The 15,835-nt window shown below is 51.2% G+C and carries 18 protein-coding genes and 1 pseudogene; 18 read left to right on the forward strand and 1 reads right to left on the reverse strand.

Annotated elements, in window-relative coordinates; translation table 11 throughout:
• Positions 1-193: 193 nt before the first annotated feature.
• The 18 genes and pseudogenes from OEW58_06050 (at position 194) to OEW58_06135 (ending at position 15,380) form a co-directional block, all read left to right on the forward strand.
• Positions 194-424, forward strand: a complete 231-nt coding sequence (locus tag OEW58_06050) for a sulfurtransferase TusA family protein (protein ID MDH5300909.1) — start codon at positions 194-196, stop codon at positions 422-424.
• Positions 425-487: 63 nt separating this feature from the next.
• Complete coding sequence (locus tag OEW58_06055; GenBank protein ID MDH5300910.1) at positions 488-955, forward strand: DsrE/DsrF/DrsH-like family protein; 468 nt, start codon at positions 488-490, stop codon at positions 953-955.
• Positions 956-1,096: 141 nt separating this feature from the next.
• Positions 1,097-1,774, forward strand: coding sequence for a 4Fe-4S dicluster domain-containing protein (locus OEW58_06060; protein MDH5300911.1), 678 nt, complete (start codon positions 1,097-1,099; stop codon positions 1,772-1,774).
• A gap of 38 nt (positions 1,775-1,812) precedes the next feature.
• The gene (locus tag OEW58_06065) at positions 1,813-3,216 is read left to right on the forward strand and encodes a heterodisulfide reductase-related iron-sulfur binding cluster (protein ID MDH5300912.1); all 1,404 of its coding nucleotides are present in this window, start codon (positions 1,813-1,815) and stop codon (positions 3,214-3,216) included.
• Between the two features lie 6 nt (positions 3,217-3,222).
• Positions 3,223-4,251: an FAD-dependent oxidoreductase gene (locus OEW58_06070; protein ID MDH5300913.1), complete on the forward strand. Its 1,029-nt coding sequence runs from the start codon at positions 3,223-3,225 to the stop codon at positions 4,249-4,251.
• A gap of 9 nt (positions 4,252-4,260) precedes the next feature.
• Positions 4,261-5,094: a hypothetical protein gene (locus OEW58_06075; protein ID MDH5300914.1), complete on the forward strand. Its 834-nt coding sequence runs from the start codon at positions 4,261-4,263 to the stop codon at positions 5,092-5,094.
• Between the two features lie 27 nt (positions 5,095-5,121).
• Entirely contained in the window at positions 5,122-5,838 is a 717-nt protein-coding gene (locus tag OEW58_06080; GenBank protein ID MDH5300915.1) for a 4Fe-4S dicluster domain-containing protein, read from the forward strand.
• On the forward strand, positions 5,831-6,742 hold the full coding sequence (locus OEW58_06085) for a CoB--CoM heterodisulfide reductase iron-sulfur subunit B family protein (GenBank protein MDH5300916.1): 912 nt from the start codon (positions 5,831-5,833) through the stop codon (positions 6,740-6,742). The genes OEW58_06080 and OEW58_06085 overlap by 8 nt, the downstream gene beginning before the upstream one ends.
• A 47-nt stretch (positions 6,743-6,789) precedes the next feature.
• Entirely contained in the window at positions 6,790-7,230 is a 441-nt protein-coding gene (locus OEW58_06090; protein MDH5300917.1) for a glycine cleavage system protein H, read from the forward strand.
• Between the two features lie 3 nt (positions 7,231-7,233).
• A complete protein-coding gene (locus OEW58_06095; GenBank protein MDH5300918.1) occupies positions 7,234-7,632 on the forward strand; it encodes a DsrE family protein in 399 nt (132 codons plus the stop codon).
• 70 nt (positions 7,633-7,702) lie between these two features.
• A complete protein-coding gene (gcvH, locus tag OEW58_06100) occupies positions 7,703-8,143 on the forward strand; it encodes a glycine cleavage system protein GcvH (GenBank protein ID MDH5300919.1) in 441 nt (146 codons plus the stop codon).
• Positions 8,144-8,260: 117 nt separating this feature from the next.
• Positions 8,261-9,283: pseudogene (locus tag OEW58_06105) on the forward strand (radical SAM protein).
• A gap of 144 nt (positions 9,284-9,427) precedes the next feature.
• On the forward strand, positions 9,428-10,516 hold the full coding sequence (locus tag OEW58_06110) for a lipoate--protein ligase (GenBank protein ID MDH5300920.1): 1,089 nt from the start codon (positions 9,428-9,430) through the stop codon (positions 10,514-10,516).
• Positions 10,507-11,598: an NAD(P)/FAD-dependent oxidoreductase gene (locus OEW58_06115; protein ID MDH5300921.1), complete on the forward strand. Its 1,092-nt coding sequence runs from the start codon at positions 10,507-10,509 to the stop codon at positions 11,596-11,598. Before OEW58_06110 ends, OEW58_06115 begins: the two co-directional genes overlap by 10 nt.
• 15 nt (positions 11,599-11,613) lie before the next feature.
• Positions 11,614-12,756, forward strand: a complete 1,143-nt coding sequence (locus tag OEW58_06120) for a radical SAM protein (GenBank protein MDH5300922.1) — start codon at positions 11,614-11,616, stop codon at positions 12,754-12,756.
• Positions 12,757-13,011: 255 nt separating this feature from the next.
• A complete protein-coding gene (locus OEW58_06125; protein MDH5300923.1) occupies positions 13,012-14,502 on the forward strand; it encodes an outer membrane protein transport protein in 1,491 nt (496 codons plus the stop codon).
• 94 nt (positions 14,503-14,596) lie between these two features.
• A complete protein-coding gene (locus OEW58_06130; GenBank protein ID MDH5300924.1) occupies positions 14,597-14,995 on the forward strand; it encodes a hypothetical protein in 399 nt (132 codons plus the stop codon).
• Positions 14,985-15,380 carry a hypothetical protein gene (locus OEW58_06135; GenBank protein MDH5300925.1) on the forward strand — a complete coding sequence of 132 codons (396 nt, stop codon included), beginning with the start codon at positions 14,985-14,987 and terminating at the stop codon, positions 15,378-15,380. Before OEW58_06130 ends, OEW58_06135 begins: the two co-directional genes overlap by 11 nt.
• Before the next feature lie 50 nt (positions 15,381-15,430).
• On the opposite strand, the gene OEW58_06140 is transcribed toward OEW58_06135, so the two are convergent.
• Complete coding sequence (locus OEW58_06140) at positions 15,431-15,742, reverse strand: pyrimidine/purine nucleoside phosphorylase (protein ID MDH5300926.1); 312 nt, start codon at positions 15,740-15,742, stop codon at positions 15,431-15,433.
• Positions 15,743-15,835: the final 93 nt, after the last annotated feature.

A 15,835-nucleotide genomic window follows, 5' to 3' on the forward strand; every position in this document is an offset into this window, starting at 1 on the left:
TTTTATATTAGATGATATTAATATAGTTTTTAACTAGGTATTAATACTTTCTATTCGTGGCCGCTAGCGGGGTTGCCGCTATAGATAGCAACCGGTAGCATCTCGCAAATAAATTTGGTTGCAGACAAAGTGTGTTTTGTCGACTAGGTTTTTAGAGATTGGCGACGATATAAAATTTTCGAGGAATGGAACCATGGCTAACTTTGATCAAGAATTGGACGCATCGGGTTTGAATTGTCCGCTGCCAATTTTGCGTGCAAAAAAAGCACTGTCAGCGCTGTCTTCGGGACAGGTTTTGCATGTGATTGCTACCGATCCTGGTGCATTGAAGGATTTCGAAGCGTTTGCCAAGCAGACTGGCAATCAGCTGATTGAGGCTAAGGAGAATGGCGGCAAGTTTTACTTTCTCATCAAAAAGTCGTAATCGCAGTGAGAAATTAAAACTGGCAGTGGTCGACTTGGCTGGTTTGAAGTAAAGGGTGAGTTTATGTCAGAGAAAAAATTAGCCATTATCGCTACCAAGGGCACGTTGGACTGGGGGTATCCGCCCTTCATTCTGGCGTCGACTGCGGCAGCGTTAGGTTATCAGGTACAGATTTTCTTCACGTTTTACGGCTTGCAGCTGCTGAAGAAAGACTTGGATCTGAAAATGAGCTCGCTGGGTAATCCCGCGATGCCCATGCCCATGCCTGTGCCAGTTCTGATGCAGGCAATGCCGGGTATGGAGGCGATGATGACCTCCATGATGAAGGCAAAAATGAAGAAAAAGGGCGTAGCCGATCTGGCCGAATTGCGCGAGTTGTGTCTAGAGGCGGAAGTAAAATTCATCGCCTGCCAGATGACGGTTGATCTGTTCGAGTTCAGCCACAGCGAACTGCTGGATGGTGTTGAGTACGGCGGTGCGGCCACGTTCTTTGAGTTCGCTGGCGAATCTGACGTCAGTTTGTATATGTGATTAAGAGAAAGGGTGCATTGCGCCCTTTTTCTTTGCCACCTATATTAAAATATAACAATATGATTGTGGATGTTATGTGAGCTAAGCTTACGAGGGTGAGCTTAAACGAAGAGGGTGCTGGACATGGCGACTTATGCAGAAATGCAGGAAATCTTCGAAGATATTCGCAGTGATTTTCGTTACGAGCACGAGCTAAACGGCTGTTTAAATTGTGGGATTTGTACTGCCACTTGTCCTTCGGCGCAGTTCTACGATTACTCCCCCCGCGAAATCGTCCAGTTGCTCTGGACCGAAAACGTGGATCAGATTTACGACGCCATGCAGGAGAAAATTTGGGCCTGTGCTCAATGCATGACTTGTGCGGCGCGTTGTCCGTTTAAAAACTCCCCTGGTGGTCTGGTGGCCATCATGCGCGAAGTGGCAATCAAACACGGCATGGACTCTGCCAAAGAAGTGTTGCGTCCTTTTGGTCGTGTCATGCTTAAGCTGATTACTACGGGTAATCAATTGTCACCCGACATGATACAGCCTGATCATTTTCCCGATTGGGGCCCCAATATTCAAAAAGTCGAAGGTAATCTGAAAACCTTGCGCAAGGCTATTCCGGTCAAAACGTTGCAGACAACAGATACCGCCTGGGAAGTGAGTTTAAAAACCTCGGTTGAAATGTACACCATTTGGGAAATGACAGGCGTTTTGACTCAACTGGAAACCATGGACGAGAACCTCTTTGACGTTATCGAAGATTTCATCGATGAGAAAAAAGAGGAATACGATGACTGGTTGGAAGAACAGGAAGACAAAGACGACGATGATTGATCATCGGCAATTTTAACTCCAGTTGGAGGTCGCGACTTATGAGTAATGATCACAAACCCGGACATCACAACACGTCCTCCCAGGGGGCAGGTCCCGGCACCATGAAGCCTGGTTTTCACAACACCGATGGTCAAGGGGTTGCGGGACATGGTTCGTTTTTCCAGCAGACCAATCTGTCGGAAGCGGATGCTATCGCCGCCACTGATTGGGTTCGCAAGCATGTGGACAAGCGCAGCATTGATCTGGGCGAACGCATGGATGATGTGCGCGAGCACATGTGGCACCTGGAAAAAGAAGGCGAGATTATTGTTCATCGCATCACCGATGATCATAAACCGATCATGACCAAAACGCTGTTTGGTTGGGACAAGAAAATTCCCACCACCCAGTTATGGCATCACAAATCCTGTGGTCAGTGCGGCAACATTCCTGGCTATCCCACGTCGCTGATGTGGTTCATGAATAAGTTTGGCTATGTGCCGGGCAAGGATTACCTGGACGAAACCGATCAGACCTCATGCACGGCCTGGAATTATCACGGTTCGGGCATTGGTAATGTGGAATCGTTGGCGGCGGTATTCCTTCGCAACTTCCATCAAGCCTATGTTTCGGGCAAACAGCATGGCCACGGTGCTGGGCACTTTTATCCCTTGGTGCATTGCGGAACATCGTTTGGTAACTACAAAGAAATTCGCAAATATCTGATCGAATCGCCACAGTTGCGCGAGAAAGTGAAAAAAATTCTCGGCAAGCTTGGACGCTTGGTGGATGGAAAACTGGTTATTCCCGAGGAAATCATTCACTACTCTGAATGGGTGCATGTGATGCGCAATCGCATGGCCAACGAGCTACAGACCATCGATATTTCAAACTTGCGCGTGACAGTACATGCGGCATGTCACTATTACAAAATGGTTCACGAAGACGCGATTTATGATCCGACTGTTCTGGGCGGTAATCGTGCTGCGCCAGGAACCTCGGTAGCGCAAGCCCTAGGTGCGCAAGTGATCGATTATTCCACCTGGTATGACTGCTGCGGTTTTGGTTTCCGCCACATTATTTCCGAGCGCGAGTTCACTCGTTCATTCACGATGGATCGCAAAATCCGCGTGGCGCGTGAAGAGGCCAATGCCGACGTGATGCTGGGTATCGACACCGGCTGTATTACCACCATGGATAAAAATCAGTGGATCGGTCAGGCTCACGGTCAAAACTTCAGTATGCCTATCATGGCGGATGTACAGTTGGCGGCGCTGGCTTGTGGCGCTGACCCCTTCAAGATTGTCCAGTTGCAATGGCACGCTTCTCCCTGTGAAGAAGTTGTTGAAAAAATGGGCATCAGTTGGGCTGACGCGAAGAAGAGCTTCCAGGCTTACCTCAAAGAGGTTGAGGCAGGAAAAATTGAGTATTTATACGATCCAAAACTGGCAGTGGGGGGTTAAACGAACATGACGGACACAGTACTAATCGTTGGCGGCGGACCCGCTGGTCTTTCCGCTGCAGCTGGGGTTTCTGCCGCAGGTAAAAAAGCGATACTGGTGGAAAAGGAAGATCGCTTGGGCGGTGCGCCGATTTTGTCGGGGTACGCCAAGCTGGTGCCTTCTGGCGAATGGGCCAAGGATGCTATTGGTCGCATGGTCAGCGCCGTTGAAGGCGACAAAAATATTACGGTAAACAAAGGTGTCAAAATCACCAAGCTGGACGGAGACGTGGGGAATTTTAGTGCCACGCTGTCCAATGGCTCAACGGTGAAAGCCGCGTCAGTGGTGCTGGCAACGGGATTCACTCATTTTGATTCCATCAACAAACCCGAATGGGGTTTTGGCACTTTCCCTGATGTGGTAACGACCACCCAGGTGGAGCAAATGGTGGGTGCTGGCAAGGTCGTCTGTCCGTCCGATGGGCGCGTGCCGCAGCGCGTGGCGATTTTGCTTTGTGTGGGTTCACGTGACCGCCAGATTGGGCGCGAGTGGTGTTCGAAAATTTGTTGTACGGTGTCCGCTAACCTGGCGATGGAAATTCGCGAGATGTCACCGCAGACCGAAGTGTTCATCTACTACATGGATATTCGCACCTTCGGTTTGTACGAAGACAAGTTTTACTGGCAGTCGCAGGAAGAATTCAAAGTCAAATACGTCAAGGCGCGTATCGCTGAAGTCACCAAGTCGCCCGATGGTCGCTTGCTGGTGAAAGGCGAGGACACGCTGGTGAAACGCCCTATCGTGATTCCATTTGATCTGGTGGTGCATGCGGTGGGCATGGACCCCAACGAAGACAATCCGGAAATTTCTCGGGCGTTTGGCGTTAATTTGGAAAAACATGGTTACATCGAGCGCTCTGAGCACTACACCAATACGTGCGGGACATCGCGCAAAGGTGTTTATTCTTGTGGCTCAGCGTATGGTCCAGAGACTATCGATGATTCCATTTCGCAGGGCAAGGCTGCGGCTTTGCGTGCTATTTCGCACCTAAAATAACGAGGCGATATGCTCTGGTTTAAACGCGAACCTTTGCAGCGAGTTGATCACCTTGAGCCCGCTGAGCTCAGGGTGTCATTTGATGCGGGAATTCTCGAATCCAAACTGGAGCGACTGTTGGATGCAACGGCGGAGCGTGGCGGCATCGATGTTTTTCTTGATGCGTTGCGCGGCAAGCAAACGCTTTTTACCGAAGCATTGCGAACCGATGTCTTGTTGCAGATGGATGCCCAGTCTTTTCAGGCGGTGCTGGATACGGTGTTTCCCGCACGTCGCCGATTGGGTGATGTCGTTTCTTCGTTGTCGATGGATGACTGGCGTCAGCGAACCGAGTTGCTGCTTCGCGGCAAGCAGTCGTTAAGCGAACGATTGGATAACTTTGTTTCCGTGGCGGCGGCCAGCAATAAAAAACAGCAGCGAGCACTGTGGGATTTTGCGGTGGAACTAGTTCATTTTAATGATCCTGAGCACTACCCGCTGATGACTCGCTGGATTTGGGATGCAAAGACCCAGAGCGGTTCATTGCGCGAGTTTATTCGCGCCAATGACACGATGCAAACGGTGGACATGGGTGTTGCTCCTGAAGATTTTGAGGCAGCCAGGCTCTGGATAATTGGGCAACTGAGTGAAAAGGGTTTCTACCGTGATTTGCCATTGCTGGTGGATCTGGTGAAGGCCCAGGCTTATGCGGATTACGTGCTGGCCATGTCCAGTGGCATGGGCATGATGGGCTCGGAGTTTGGCGGGCGAATGGAGCCGCTGGATTTTGTGGTGAAACTGTTAGGTATAGAACCGGCGAGGAACGGCGGTCGGTCGCGTCTAAAGGCGGCTACTGTCCATTAACACGTTTGAGGAAAGACGGAGAGAACCATGGCTATCCATGAAAAATCGCTGATTGATGCTGACCGATTAAAGACTGCCGAATCACTGGTGATAGATGGCGTGGACGTGTCTGGTCACTGGAATACAATGATTACGCCGCGCACCCTCCGCGATTACGATGAGCATTTTGAAAAAACGATCATGAAGTACGGCGGTGGTGATTACGTCTACCGCTGCTGGCAGTGTGGTTCCTGTACCAACTCTTGTACGATGTATGCGCAGAACGTTAACTTTAATCCTCGCTACTGGATTTACCTCACTCGCCTTGGTTTAAAGGATGAGTTGATCAAGGACAAAGACATTATTTGGCAATGCGTATCCTGTAACAAATGCACCAATATTTGTCCCAAGGATGTTAAGCCAGAGGGTGTGATGAAGGCGCTGGCGCACTGGATGGAAGAGGAAGGCATTACTGAAAAAACGCCGTCCACCAAATTTGATGAAGAATTTTGGGATCAGATTTCGGCACGTGGTCGGATAGAGGATAGCGCGGTACTACAAAATTTCTTCAAGAAAACCGGGCAAAGTTTGACGCAGGACTGGCTGGTGGAAATGATCAAACGCATGATTAAGCATCTGCCACTGAAACACTTGATTCGTTCCGGCATGAATACAGTGTTTCATCCGAAAACCAAGTCCTGGGGTAAAACGGGTGATGTGCTAAAAGAATATGTGAAGCAGCAGAAGGAGGCAGCTCATGGCTAAGGTGGCGTATTATCCTGGTTGTGCGCTGGAAGGCAGTGGTGGTCCGTATGATCGCTCGACACGAGCCATTGTGGGCGCACTGAATCTGCAGATGGAAAATTTGCGCGACTACAATTGCTGTGGCGCGATGGAAGTTAAAAACGTTCACCCGATGCTGCAGACGTATTTGTCTGCGCGCAACTTGGCGATTGCCGCCGAGCAAATGGGGTTGGATACGGTGATGGCGCCGTGCAACGGCTGTTATCACAATTTGAAAAAAGCGGAATACGAGTTGGCAACCTCCAGCGATTCCTTGGCAACGGTGCAGGATTTGGCGAAGAAGGCAGATGATCCTGTCTACAACGGCAATGTGCGCACCGTGCACCTGTTGGAGTGGTTGATGGAAGAAGTGGGCGTGGACGGCATCAAGGAGCGCATTAGCAAAAATCTGCAAGGCATCAAGATTGCGAACTACTATGGGTGCATGTACACACGTCCGCGTCAGATTTATCCAGAAAAAGATAAAGGCCCTGGTTCCGAGTCCACCTACAAGCCGCACTTTATGGACGATTTGCTGGGTGCGGCGGGTGCGCAAAATGTCGATTTCCCGCTGAAAACGGCCTGCTGTGGTGGCGCGCACACCTTGTCCGACGCGGATACCTCTACGCAGCTGGTGCTTAATCTGCTGCAGGCGGCGGAAGACTGTGGTGCCGAGGTGATTGCGACCGAGTGCCCGACCTGCCATTCTGGTCTGGAAATGCACCAGGTGCGTGCTGAAAAAGTATTCGGTATCAAGACAAATGTAAAAATCATCTATTTCACCCAGCTGTTGGGCTTGGCTTTGGGCTTATCTCCCCGTAAGCTCGGTATACATGAGAACATCAGCGACTCGATCGATTTTCTAAAACAAAAAGGCGTGATTTAAAAAAATAGCCCCGGTGCCATGTCGCCGGGGTATTTGAGGGAAGGGGCATGACCTGTAACGGCTGCGAGTTTCATCCAGAGCTGTATTACGATAAAGATTTTCAGATTTGGATGGCGCAGGATGCTGACGGTTGCCTGAGGGTGGGAATGACCGATATCTCCCAAACCATCGCAGGTCGAATTTTGCATGTGCGGGTACGCAAACCCGGCACGCAGCGCACTGCGGGCAAGCCCATTGCGACGCTAGAGAGTGGAAAGTGGGCGGGTCCTGTCCCCAATCTGATTGACTGTGTTATCGAAGAGGGAAATCTGGCGGTTTTGCAAAAACCTGCGCTTCTGAATCAGGATCCCTTTGGTGCCTGGATTGCGAGGGTTCGACCAGCCGATCCCTCTGCCGATGTCTTTGCGCTGTTTGTGACGGGCGAGGAAGCGCAGCGCGGCTATTGCCTGCGAGCGCAGCGCGAAAATATTCATTGTGAGCGGAAATAAAGAGTGAATCCTGATCACTATTTGGACAATGACGAGCAAACTGTTCTGATCATCATGACTAGCGGCCCCAGCACACCGAAGCGTTGCGCGACGCCCTTCTTTCTGGGTTCTATCCTGGCGGCAATGGATGCTGATGTGAAGATTTTTTTCACTATGGAAGCGGTGAATTTGCTGAAAAAGGGTGTGGCCGAGAACCTGGTGGCGATGGAAGGCGGCAAGGTGATTATCGATTTCATTCGGGAATCCAAGCAGGCAGGCGTTAAACTGGTCTGTTGTTTGCCAGCGTTGCCAGGTTATGAAATCGATCCGGAAAAAGATCTGATTGACGAAGTGGATGACGTGGTTGGCGGCGGCGCACTGGCTGATTTGATCCTGAGTTCGGATAAGGTAATATCGTTTTAGGAATTCGAGTAGCGGACCTGGCGAATTTGTCCGGTCCAGTTTTTATAAAAAGCAAATTGGGAGGCAATCCATGGGTGATGTGCGCGGCTGTAAAATTCCAGACGATCTGAGCTACAGCGTTGATAACAACGTGTGGGTGCGCAAAGAGGCAGACGGCAACGTCACTGTTGGTATGACCTCGTATGCGGCATCGCTGGCAGGACAAATCGTCTCTTACACGCCTAAAAAAGTGGGCAAGGATGTCAAAAAAGACAAATCCTGCGCCACGGTGGAATCTGGCAAGTGGGTTGGTCCCGCCAAGTCTCCGGTGTCTGGCGAAGTAACTGCGGTCAATGATGCGGTATCTGCCAGTCCAGGCACCATCAATGCTGATCCATACGGAGCTGGCTGGTTGGTGAAAATCAAGCCTGAAAACTGGGATGGTGACTCCGCTGATCTGGTAACCGGTGCTGCGGCATTGGCTGCTTTTGAAGCGAAAATGAACGCCGACGGTTTCGCAGGCTGCAACTGATCAGCTCTGCGGGGCGGCTGGCCTAGCGCTGCCGCCCTCGTGTATCCGTTCAATCAAATCTGCGAAGGTGTTCGTTGTGTGCCTCGGCACCTTGGCGGTACGACATCAGGGTGATTTATGCTGGACTGGTCTGGTGCCATAGAGCGCGTCGAAGCGCTGGAAGATATTGAGTTCGATCGGAACCTCATTCAGCACATGCAAGACACCTGGGCCGGATTGCAAAATCATGGTCAGGCGCGGGTAAATTTCTATACCCCCAATTTTAAAAATTACGCCAGCAACGAAATCAGCAGTTGTGGCAGCAGTAGCTGGCCAGCAGTTTCGATTACCGGCAGTGATTGCAAATTGCAGTGTGATCACTGCAAGGCAAAAATTCTTGAGCCAATGATCCCTGCGCGCACGCCGGAAGATTTATGGCGCGTGGTCAATCAGCAGATTGAGATGGGGGCCGGTGGGATGTTGTTGACCGGTGGCTCAAATCATCAAAATATTGTCGAATACGACCCTTACTATTCCACCATTCGCCGCATTAAAGACGAGTTTCCTCAATTCAAAATCGCGCTGCATACCGCGCTGGTGGACGAAGATATCGCGCTGAAAATGGAGCAGTCCGGCATTGATGCCGCGATGATGGATGTGATTGGCGCGCAGGAAACCATTACCCAGGTTTATCATTTGAAGCGCAGCGTGGATGATTTTGAACGCACGCTTGAATGTTTGGTCAATAGCAAAATGAAAGTGGTGCCGCACATCGTTGTTGGCTTGCATTATGGCAAACTGCTGGGTGAATGGAATGCGCTGAGAATGTTGCAGCGCCATGTACCTGATGCGGTGGTGTTGGTGGTGGTCATGCCGCAATACGCGCCGGCGAAAAAGCCGTTTGCCACACCCAATCCGCATGAAGTAGGACGTTTTTTCATGGATGCACGCGAGGCATTGCCGCAAACGCCGCTGCTGCTGGGTTGCGCGCGTCCGTCGGGAATTGCCAAAGTACAAATTGATGCCTACGCAGTGATGGCGGGTGTTAGCGGCGTTGCTCATCCGGCGGATGGTGTGGTCGAACTGGCTGCGCGTCTGGAGCGAAAAGTCAAAATCACTCCGGCATGCTGTTCAATTGCGGTCGGTGATGAAGTCATGGCAATGCAGGACAACGACGAAAGCTTGGAACTGGATCTGCAGGAAATCATCGAACATGAACGTCGTAATCGACGTCCCGTTTTTACCCCCAGTGCGGCATTCGCTGGCATTAAGGTCGTTGGCGCATAACCAAGGAGAAAACTGAACATGAGTCGTAGTGAGAATAAATGGCGCCTGCTGGATACCGGTCTTCGTCGTGCTGCAGAAAACATGGCGATGAATCGTGCCCTGCTGGAGGGGCATCAACAGGGAGTGACGCCGCATACGCTGCGCTTTCTGCAATTTACGCCTTGTGCGCTGCTGGGATTTCATCAGAGTGCTGAACAGGAATTGAAAACAGATTATTGCCAGGCCAATGGCATTGACATTCAACGACGCATGACCGGTGGTGGCGCAATTTATTTTGATCAAACCCAAATCGGCTGGGAGCTGTATCTCGACAAGAAAGTGCTGGGCACGGCGGATATGGGCGCGATTGCCAAGCGTATTTGTGAGGCTGCTGCACGTGCGATCAGCAAGCTGGGCGTTGATGCTAAATTCCGTCCGCGCAATGACATCGAAGTGGATGGCAAGAAAATTTCGGGCACTGGCGGCGCGTTTGACGGTGATTCGATTTTGTATCAGGGCACCTTGTTGCTCGATTTTGATGTGGGCCGCATGATGCGCGTGCTCAATATTCCTGCAGAAAAACTTTCCGACAAAGCTATCGCTTCGGCACAAGAGCGTGTTGCCAACCTGAAAGACCTGCTTGGCAAACTGCCTGACATGGCGAGCGTCAAGCAAACCATCGCCGCAGAATTTGCGGCAGAGTTTGGTATTGAATTTGAACCCAGCAGCGAGCTGAATGCCGACGAGGTGAAGCTCTACAATCAGGCGCTGGCGGAAATGGATACGGCGGATTGGGTCTATCAACACAATCGTCCTGCTGCCGAAGCGCCGACTCTGAGCAGTATTATCAAATTTGATGGAGGCCTGGTACGCACCAATGTGCTGTTGGATGCCAGTAAAAACCGCATCAAACAGGTCTGGCTGACCGGCGACTTTTTTGTCAAACCGCGTCGATTGGTCGCGGATCTTGAAGCGGCGCTGCGTGACTCGGCGGTAGTGGATTTGCAGCGCAATGTTGAGACATTTTTTGCAAGCTACGGCGCAGAAATGTTGCTGCTCAAACCGGAAAATTTTGTAACTGCGATCCAGGCTGCGTTGGATACAGTGAATCAGGCGGAATCAGTCTAGTGAACGTCGATGTACTGGTCATCGGCTTGGGGCCGGCAGGCGGACGCGCTGCGGCGGTGGCTGCTCGTGCCGGCTTGAGCGTGTTGGCGGTGGAGAAAAAACGCCAGCTCGGCGTGCCGGTGCAGTGCGCTGAATTTGTGCCGCTGCCCATGAGTCGTTTGGCCAGCAGTGAACCGGTGCGGGTGCAAACCATCAGCGGAATGAAAAGTTTTTTACCCTCCGGCGAGGTTGATCAAACTGCTTTTCCTGGCTTGATGATTAACCGCGACGAATTTGATGCCGCCATTGCGCGTGATGCCCAAGCGGTTGGCGCGCAGATCTGGTTGCAGTCGCGTTTGCAGACGCTGGATGCTGCGCGTCGCGTTGCAACGATTGTCACCCCTGAGGGCGAGCAGCAGGTTCACTACAAATTGCTGGTGGCTGCGGATGGTCCTCATTCTGCGGTTGCCAGGCAGTTGGGCTTGGCAGAATTGCAGACGGTAAACACGCGACAGTACAGCGTTGATTTGCTGCAACCATTTACGGATACCGATATCTGGTTGAGTGATGATTTTCCCGGTGGCTATGGCTGGTTGTTTCCCAAGGGAAATAAAGCCAACCTGGGCATGGGGTCGGACAAACGTTTCGGCGAGGATTTGAAAACGCCGCTGGATCGACTGCATCGTGTGTTGATCGAAAGTGGTCGGGTTGGCGCCACTATTCATGGACGCACTGGCGGATCGATTCCGGTAGGCGGGTTACGTCAATCACTGGTGGTTGGGGATGTGATGTTTGTCGGTGATGCCGGTGGCTTTACCCATCCCATTACCGGTGCAGGAATTTCTGCGGCCGTGCTCAGTGGCGAGGCAGCGGGGCAGGCCGCCGTGGATTATTTGCAGGGCGATCGCGATGCCCTGCAGGATTATCAGGACGAAATGCGCGACCAGTATCAGGACACACTGCAGCGTGCGGTGAACCGTCGCAAGGAATTGCTGACAGTGTGGCATACGCCGGCGGCGCAGCGTGATGATGTCATGCGTCGTGGCTGGATTGCATTTGATGAATATTTTTTCGAGCCGCAGCAGCAGGCTGTGGCCGTTTAACAGAGGAAGCGGAAGATGAGCGTCACCAAAGAAGCGATGACAGTGCCGTTGAATTTTTACAAACCGGATTACTATGTCAAAACCCCGAAAATGCGCTCGCCCGACTATGTGCAGATGTCGACTGCCGCAGCCATTACGCTGGGACTGGTGGAAGGTGCGATGCATCGCACTTCGTGTACTCACTGTTTGAATTTGTTGGTGACTTATCCCGAAGGTTGTCGCGCCAACTGCAGTTATTGCGGCCTGGCGCGCCACCGCGAAGAGTCGCGCGATTACGCCGATCGCAATTTCATTCGTGTTGACTGGCCGACCGCGCGTTACGATGACGTGATTGAAAAGGTCAAGGCCGGCAAGGATAAAGCGGCCTTCGAGCGCATGTGTATTTCCATGATCACCCATCCGAACTCTGATGATGACACCATGGTGTTGTTGAAAAAATGGGTGAAGGAAGTGCCACACGTACCTGTGTCCATTCTTTCCAATCCGACCACCATGAGCTACGACGATCTGGTCGCGCTGCGTGATGCTGGCGCTGATATTTTTACCGTAGCGCTGGATGCGGTGACGCCGAACATTTTTGAACGTACCCGAGGCAAGACCGTTGACAGTCCGCATACCTGGGAAAAGTATTGGCAGGCGATTGAGTGGGCGGCAGAAATTTTTGGCCCGGAAAAATTTGGTGCGCATCTGATTTGTGGCATGGGCGAGACTGAACAGGAAATGCTGCAGGTTTGTCAGAAAATCCGCGATATGGGTGGTCACAATCACATGTTTGCGTTCTTCCCCGAGCGTGGTTCGATGATGGAAGACTGGGCTGCGGTGTCGCGTGATCAGTGGCGTCGTGTGCAGCTGGGCCGCTATCTGATCGATTATGCCGGCGGACACGTCGACAATATGAAATTCAATGCTGAAGGCCAGGTGATCGACTTTGGCATGCCGCAGGCCGAGTTGGAAGCGCTGATTGCCACCGGCAAACCTTTCCAAACTTCAGGATGTCCAGGCAAGGAAGATGATGTTTCTGCCTGCAATCGTCCGTATGGCGATTCCACTCCCACTGACATCTTGTCATTCCCGTTTGCGCTCAATGCCCGCGATGTAGGTGTGGTACGGCGGCAGATGGCCGGTGAAAATGTGGGTACCTATCACGACGAAGATTAACTGAAAAAGTTAAACGTTGTTTCTCAAAGCCTCCTTTCGGAGGCTTTTTTATTTCCTCAATATTTGCCGAGAAAAGCTGGTATGTGACTGGTCGCTAACTGTTTGTGTGAACTCGTTCTAAAAAACCTAGTTTTTTTAAGAGGAAGTTCGACGCTTTGTACGATCTTGTATTTATGAAAGTACAAAAAAGCATGTAGGCAGGATGGCGTGCGCATTTGAAAGGTGCGTGAGGCTGGGCACAGTTAGGAGGTCAGTATGAAACGACTGAATCAAAAAACAGCATTGGCGGCAGCGATGGCAATGGTTTTCAGTGCGCCAGCCTTGGCAACCAATGGCATGAATATGGAAGGCTATGGGCCGATTGCTACCAGTATGGGTGGGGCATCCATGGCATATGATAACGGAACTGCGGCGGTGATGAATAATCCGGCAACGTTATCAATGATGAACAGTGAGCATCGTTTTGATGTTGCGGTTGGTGTACTTGGTCCACGTGTTGATGCGACCGTGGATGCTGGTGCAATGACCATGACCAGTGATTCCACTGGCCGTTCCTACATGATGCCAGCCATGGGCTGGGCGAAAAAATCAGGAACGCTGATCTATGGTGTAGGTGTTTTTGCTCAAGGTGGTATGGGTACCGAGTTTGGTTCCAATTCCTGGATGGCTGATCCCAGCATGGGCACCAATACTGCGTTGACCGCAGGTTTGGTGAATCGCTCTGAAGTCAGTGTAGGGCGTGCGATTTTGCCACTTTCATTCAGCGTCAATGATAGCTTGAGTGTGGCAGCGACCCTGGATTATGTCTGGGCCGGTATGGATTTACAGATGGCCATGAGCGAAGCGCAGTTCCAGGATCTGGCCAATCCAGCGGCCCAGAATATTGGTGAGGCATCTGGAACATTGGTGCAGGGTTTTGGCCTGATGTATGAACCATTTGGCGGAACCGGCGTACAGAAATTGCACCATGCCTATTTTGATTTTTCCAATGACGACAAATATTCCGGCAAGGCACAGGCGACCGGCTACGGCGGCAAGATTGGTTTGGCCTACAAGATCAATCGCAAATTAAATGTAGGTGCGACATATCATGCCAAAACCAGTCTCAGCGACATGACTACCTCTGATGCGGTGATGAGCATGGGGGTACTTGCGGACACTGGAGTGATGTCAGGCGGTGCGCCGTCGGGCACCTATGTGGACATGAATATTCCTGTGAGTGGTAAAATCACCGTCAAGAATTTCCAGTGGCCTGCAACCTATGCGTTTGGTGCTGCTTATCAGGCCAGCGACAAGCTGATGGTGGTGGCAGATGTGAAGCAAATCGCCTGGTCAGACGTGATGAAAGATTTCAGCATGTCCTTTGAGGCAGACAATGTTGCAGCCAATGGTGGTTTTGCGGGCGCGAAAATGGATATGGCGCTGTATCAAAACTGGGATGACCAAACCGTGATTTCCTTGGGCGGTGCGTATCAGGTGAAAAATGATCTGGTGCTGCGTGCTGGTTACAACCATGCAAACAACCCTGTGCCAGAAAAATACCTCAACGCGCTGTTTCCAGCGATTGTTGAATCACATCTGACACTGGGTTTGGGCATGGGTAGTGGTGCACAGCAAGTGGATTTGTCTTTCACCAAGGCGCTGAATGTGGAATCCACTAACCCAGGCAATGGCAGCACCATTCCTGCGGTTACCAGCAGTCACTCACAATTTAGCTGGCAGTTGATGTACAGCTATCGCTATTAGTCGACGCGAATCAATGGGCGGGGAACAGTGAACTGTTTCCCGCTTTTTGTTTTTCTGGGATACTGAAACGACGTCTGTAGGCAAAGGTAGTCATGTGAAAAAGCCCATCAAGATCACCAGCGTTGGTGATATCAAAAACGAGCTGCGCAAATATAAGGCCGGCAAAAAACTCGACATTAATCAATTCAATCAGGTAGCGCGTCTGGCGTGGCTGGGAAAAATCGTTCTGCAGCCGTTGGACCCAAGTGATCCCGAATGCAAATCCTGGCTGCTGTATGCCGACTATCCGGAGGCGATGCCTGAGCATGTGCTCGATACCGATCAGGATTTGATTGGTCAGATTCATATTCTGGATGCTTTGCAAGGCCAGGCGCTGGCCAAGGTGTTTGAGCAAGGAATGAAGGAGCGACAAAGTCTGTATCTGGATCTGAAACTGCGCGATTTTTATTTTGATTATTTTTACGAAGGCGATGATGCTGGCGATGAAACCTAACCCATCTGTGCCCACCATCGAAGCGCGTTTGCAAAAACGCCAGATTTTGATGACTACCGACGCGTCGATGATCGCTGCCGTCGAAAAGCTACTGCCGGCCGATTGGCAGTTGACGATTGTGACCGATCTTGAGCAGATTGGTGACTGGAATGATGTGTTGCTCTACCGATTTTTGCTGATGGATTTGAATGAAGTCGATGCGTTTGATCCGATTGATGTCATTCGCCAGATTCGAATGCAATTTCAGATCAATATTCCGGTGTTTTGCTTTGGTGGCGATGCTGACGTTCAGGACGAAATGCGTCTGGCGCGTGCAGACCGTTTTTTTAGTCGCGAGGAAATGCTGCAGATGTTGCCGACGTTTTATCAGCAATACGAGTGGTAATTTGGCGCAGAAACAAAAAAGCCCGCAGCAATTACTGCGGGCTTTTTTTATTACAGAAACGAACAGCAGTAATCGGTAACTTCGCGGATCTTCAACTGGAAGCGGGCGTTGCCGGCAACATTGAACGACTGGCCGCCTTTGATGGTTTTCCACTCGGTTTCGCCGGGCAGCAATACGTCCAGGTCGCCACGATAGATTTCCATCAACTCAGGGGCGTCGGTGCCAAAATCGTATTCGCCGGGCAGCATTATGCCCAGGGTTTTTTTGCTGCCATCAGCAAACGTTAGGGTGCGGCTGGTGACTTTGCCATCAAAATAGATGTTGGCGGCTTGGGTCACGCTGACGTGGTCGAATTTAGACATGATCTACTCTCTTGGGTTATTCACAGTGCAAACTGGCCGGTTTTATAGCACATGGCTGCGGCGGATAGAAGTCGTCTGCGGCGATGATGGATT

Source organism: Gammaproteobacteria bacterium (assembly GCA_029884425.1).
Classification (GTDB): domain Bacteria; phylum Pseudomonadota; class Gammaproteobacteria; order S012-40; family S012-40; genus JAOUHV01.

What these genes read in the sequence shown, in the direction of transcription:
- OEW58_06085 (MDH5300916.1), top strand. Translation starts at nt 5,831, where the DNA reads ATGGCTAAGGTGGCGTATTATCCTGGTTGTGCGCTGGAAGGCAGTGGT.
- OEW58_06060 (MDH5300911.1), top strand. Translation starts at nt 1,097, where the DNA reads ATGCAGGAAATCTTCGAAGATATTCGCAGTGATTTTCGTTACGAGCAC.
- OEW58_06125 (MDH5300923.1), top strand. Translation starts at nt 13,012, where the DNA reads ATGAAACGACTGAATCAAAAAACAGCATTGGCGGCAGCGATGGCAATG.
- OEW58_06140 (MDH5300926.1), bottom strand. Translation starts at nt 15,742, where the DNA reads ATGTCTAAATTCGACCACGTCAGCGTGACCCAAGCCGCCAACATCTAT.
- OEW58_06075 (MDH5300914.1), top strand. Translation starts at nt 4,261, where the DNA reads ATGCTCTGGTTTAAACGCGAACCTTTGCAGCGAGTTGATCACCTTGAG.
- gcvH (MDH5300919.1), top strand. Translation starts at nt 7,703, where the DNA reads ATGGGTGATGTGCGCGGCTGTAAAATTCCAGACGATCTGAGCTACAGC.
- OEW58_06135 (MDH5300925.1), top strand. Translation starts at nt 14,985, where the DNA reads ATGAAACCTAACCCATCTGTGCCCACCATCGAAGCGCGTTTGCAAAAA.
- OEW58_06065 (MDH5300912.1), top strand. Translation starts at nt 1,813, where the DNA reads ATGAGTAATGATCACAAACCCGGACATCACAACACGTCCTCCCAGGGG.
- OEW58_06070 (MDH5300913.1), top strand. Translation starts at nt 3,223, where the DNA reads ATGACGGACACAGTACTAATCGTTGGCGGCGGACCCGCTGGTCTTTCC.
- OEW58_06050 (MDH5300909.1), top strand. Translation starts at nt 194, where the DNA reads ATGGCTAACTTTGATCAAGAATTGGACGCATCGGGTTTGAATTGTCCG.
- OEW58_06080 (MDH5300915.1), top strand. Translation starts at nt 5,122, where the DNA reads ATGGCTATCCATGAAAAATCGCTGATTGATGCTGACCGATTAAAGACT.
- OEW58_06120 (MDH5300922.1), top strand. Translation starts at nt 11,614, where the DNA reads ATGAGCGTCACCAAAGAAGCGATGACAGTGCCGTTGAATTTTTACAAA.
- OEW58_06055 (MDH5300910.1), top strand. Translation starts at nt 488, where the DNA reads ATGTCAGAGAAAAAATTAGCCATTATCGCTACCAAGGGCACGTTGGAC.
- OEW58_06110 (MDH5300920.1), top strand. Translation starts at nt 9,428, where the DNA reads ATGAGTCGTAGTGAGAATAAATGGCGCCTGCTGGATACCGGTCTTCGT.
- OEW58_06090 (MDH5300917.1), top strand. Translation starts at nt 6,790, where the DNA reads ATGACCTGTAACGGCTGCGAGTTTCATCCAGAGCTGTATTACGATAAA.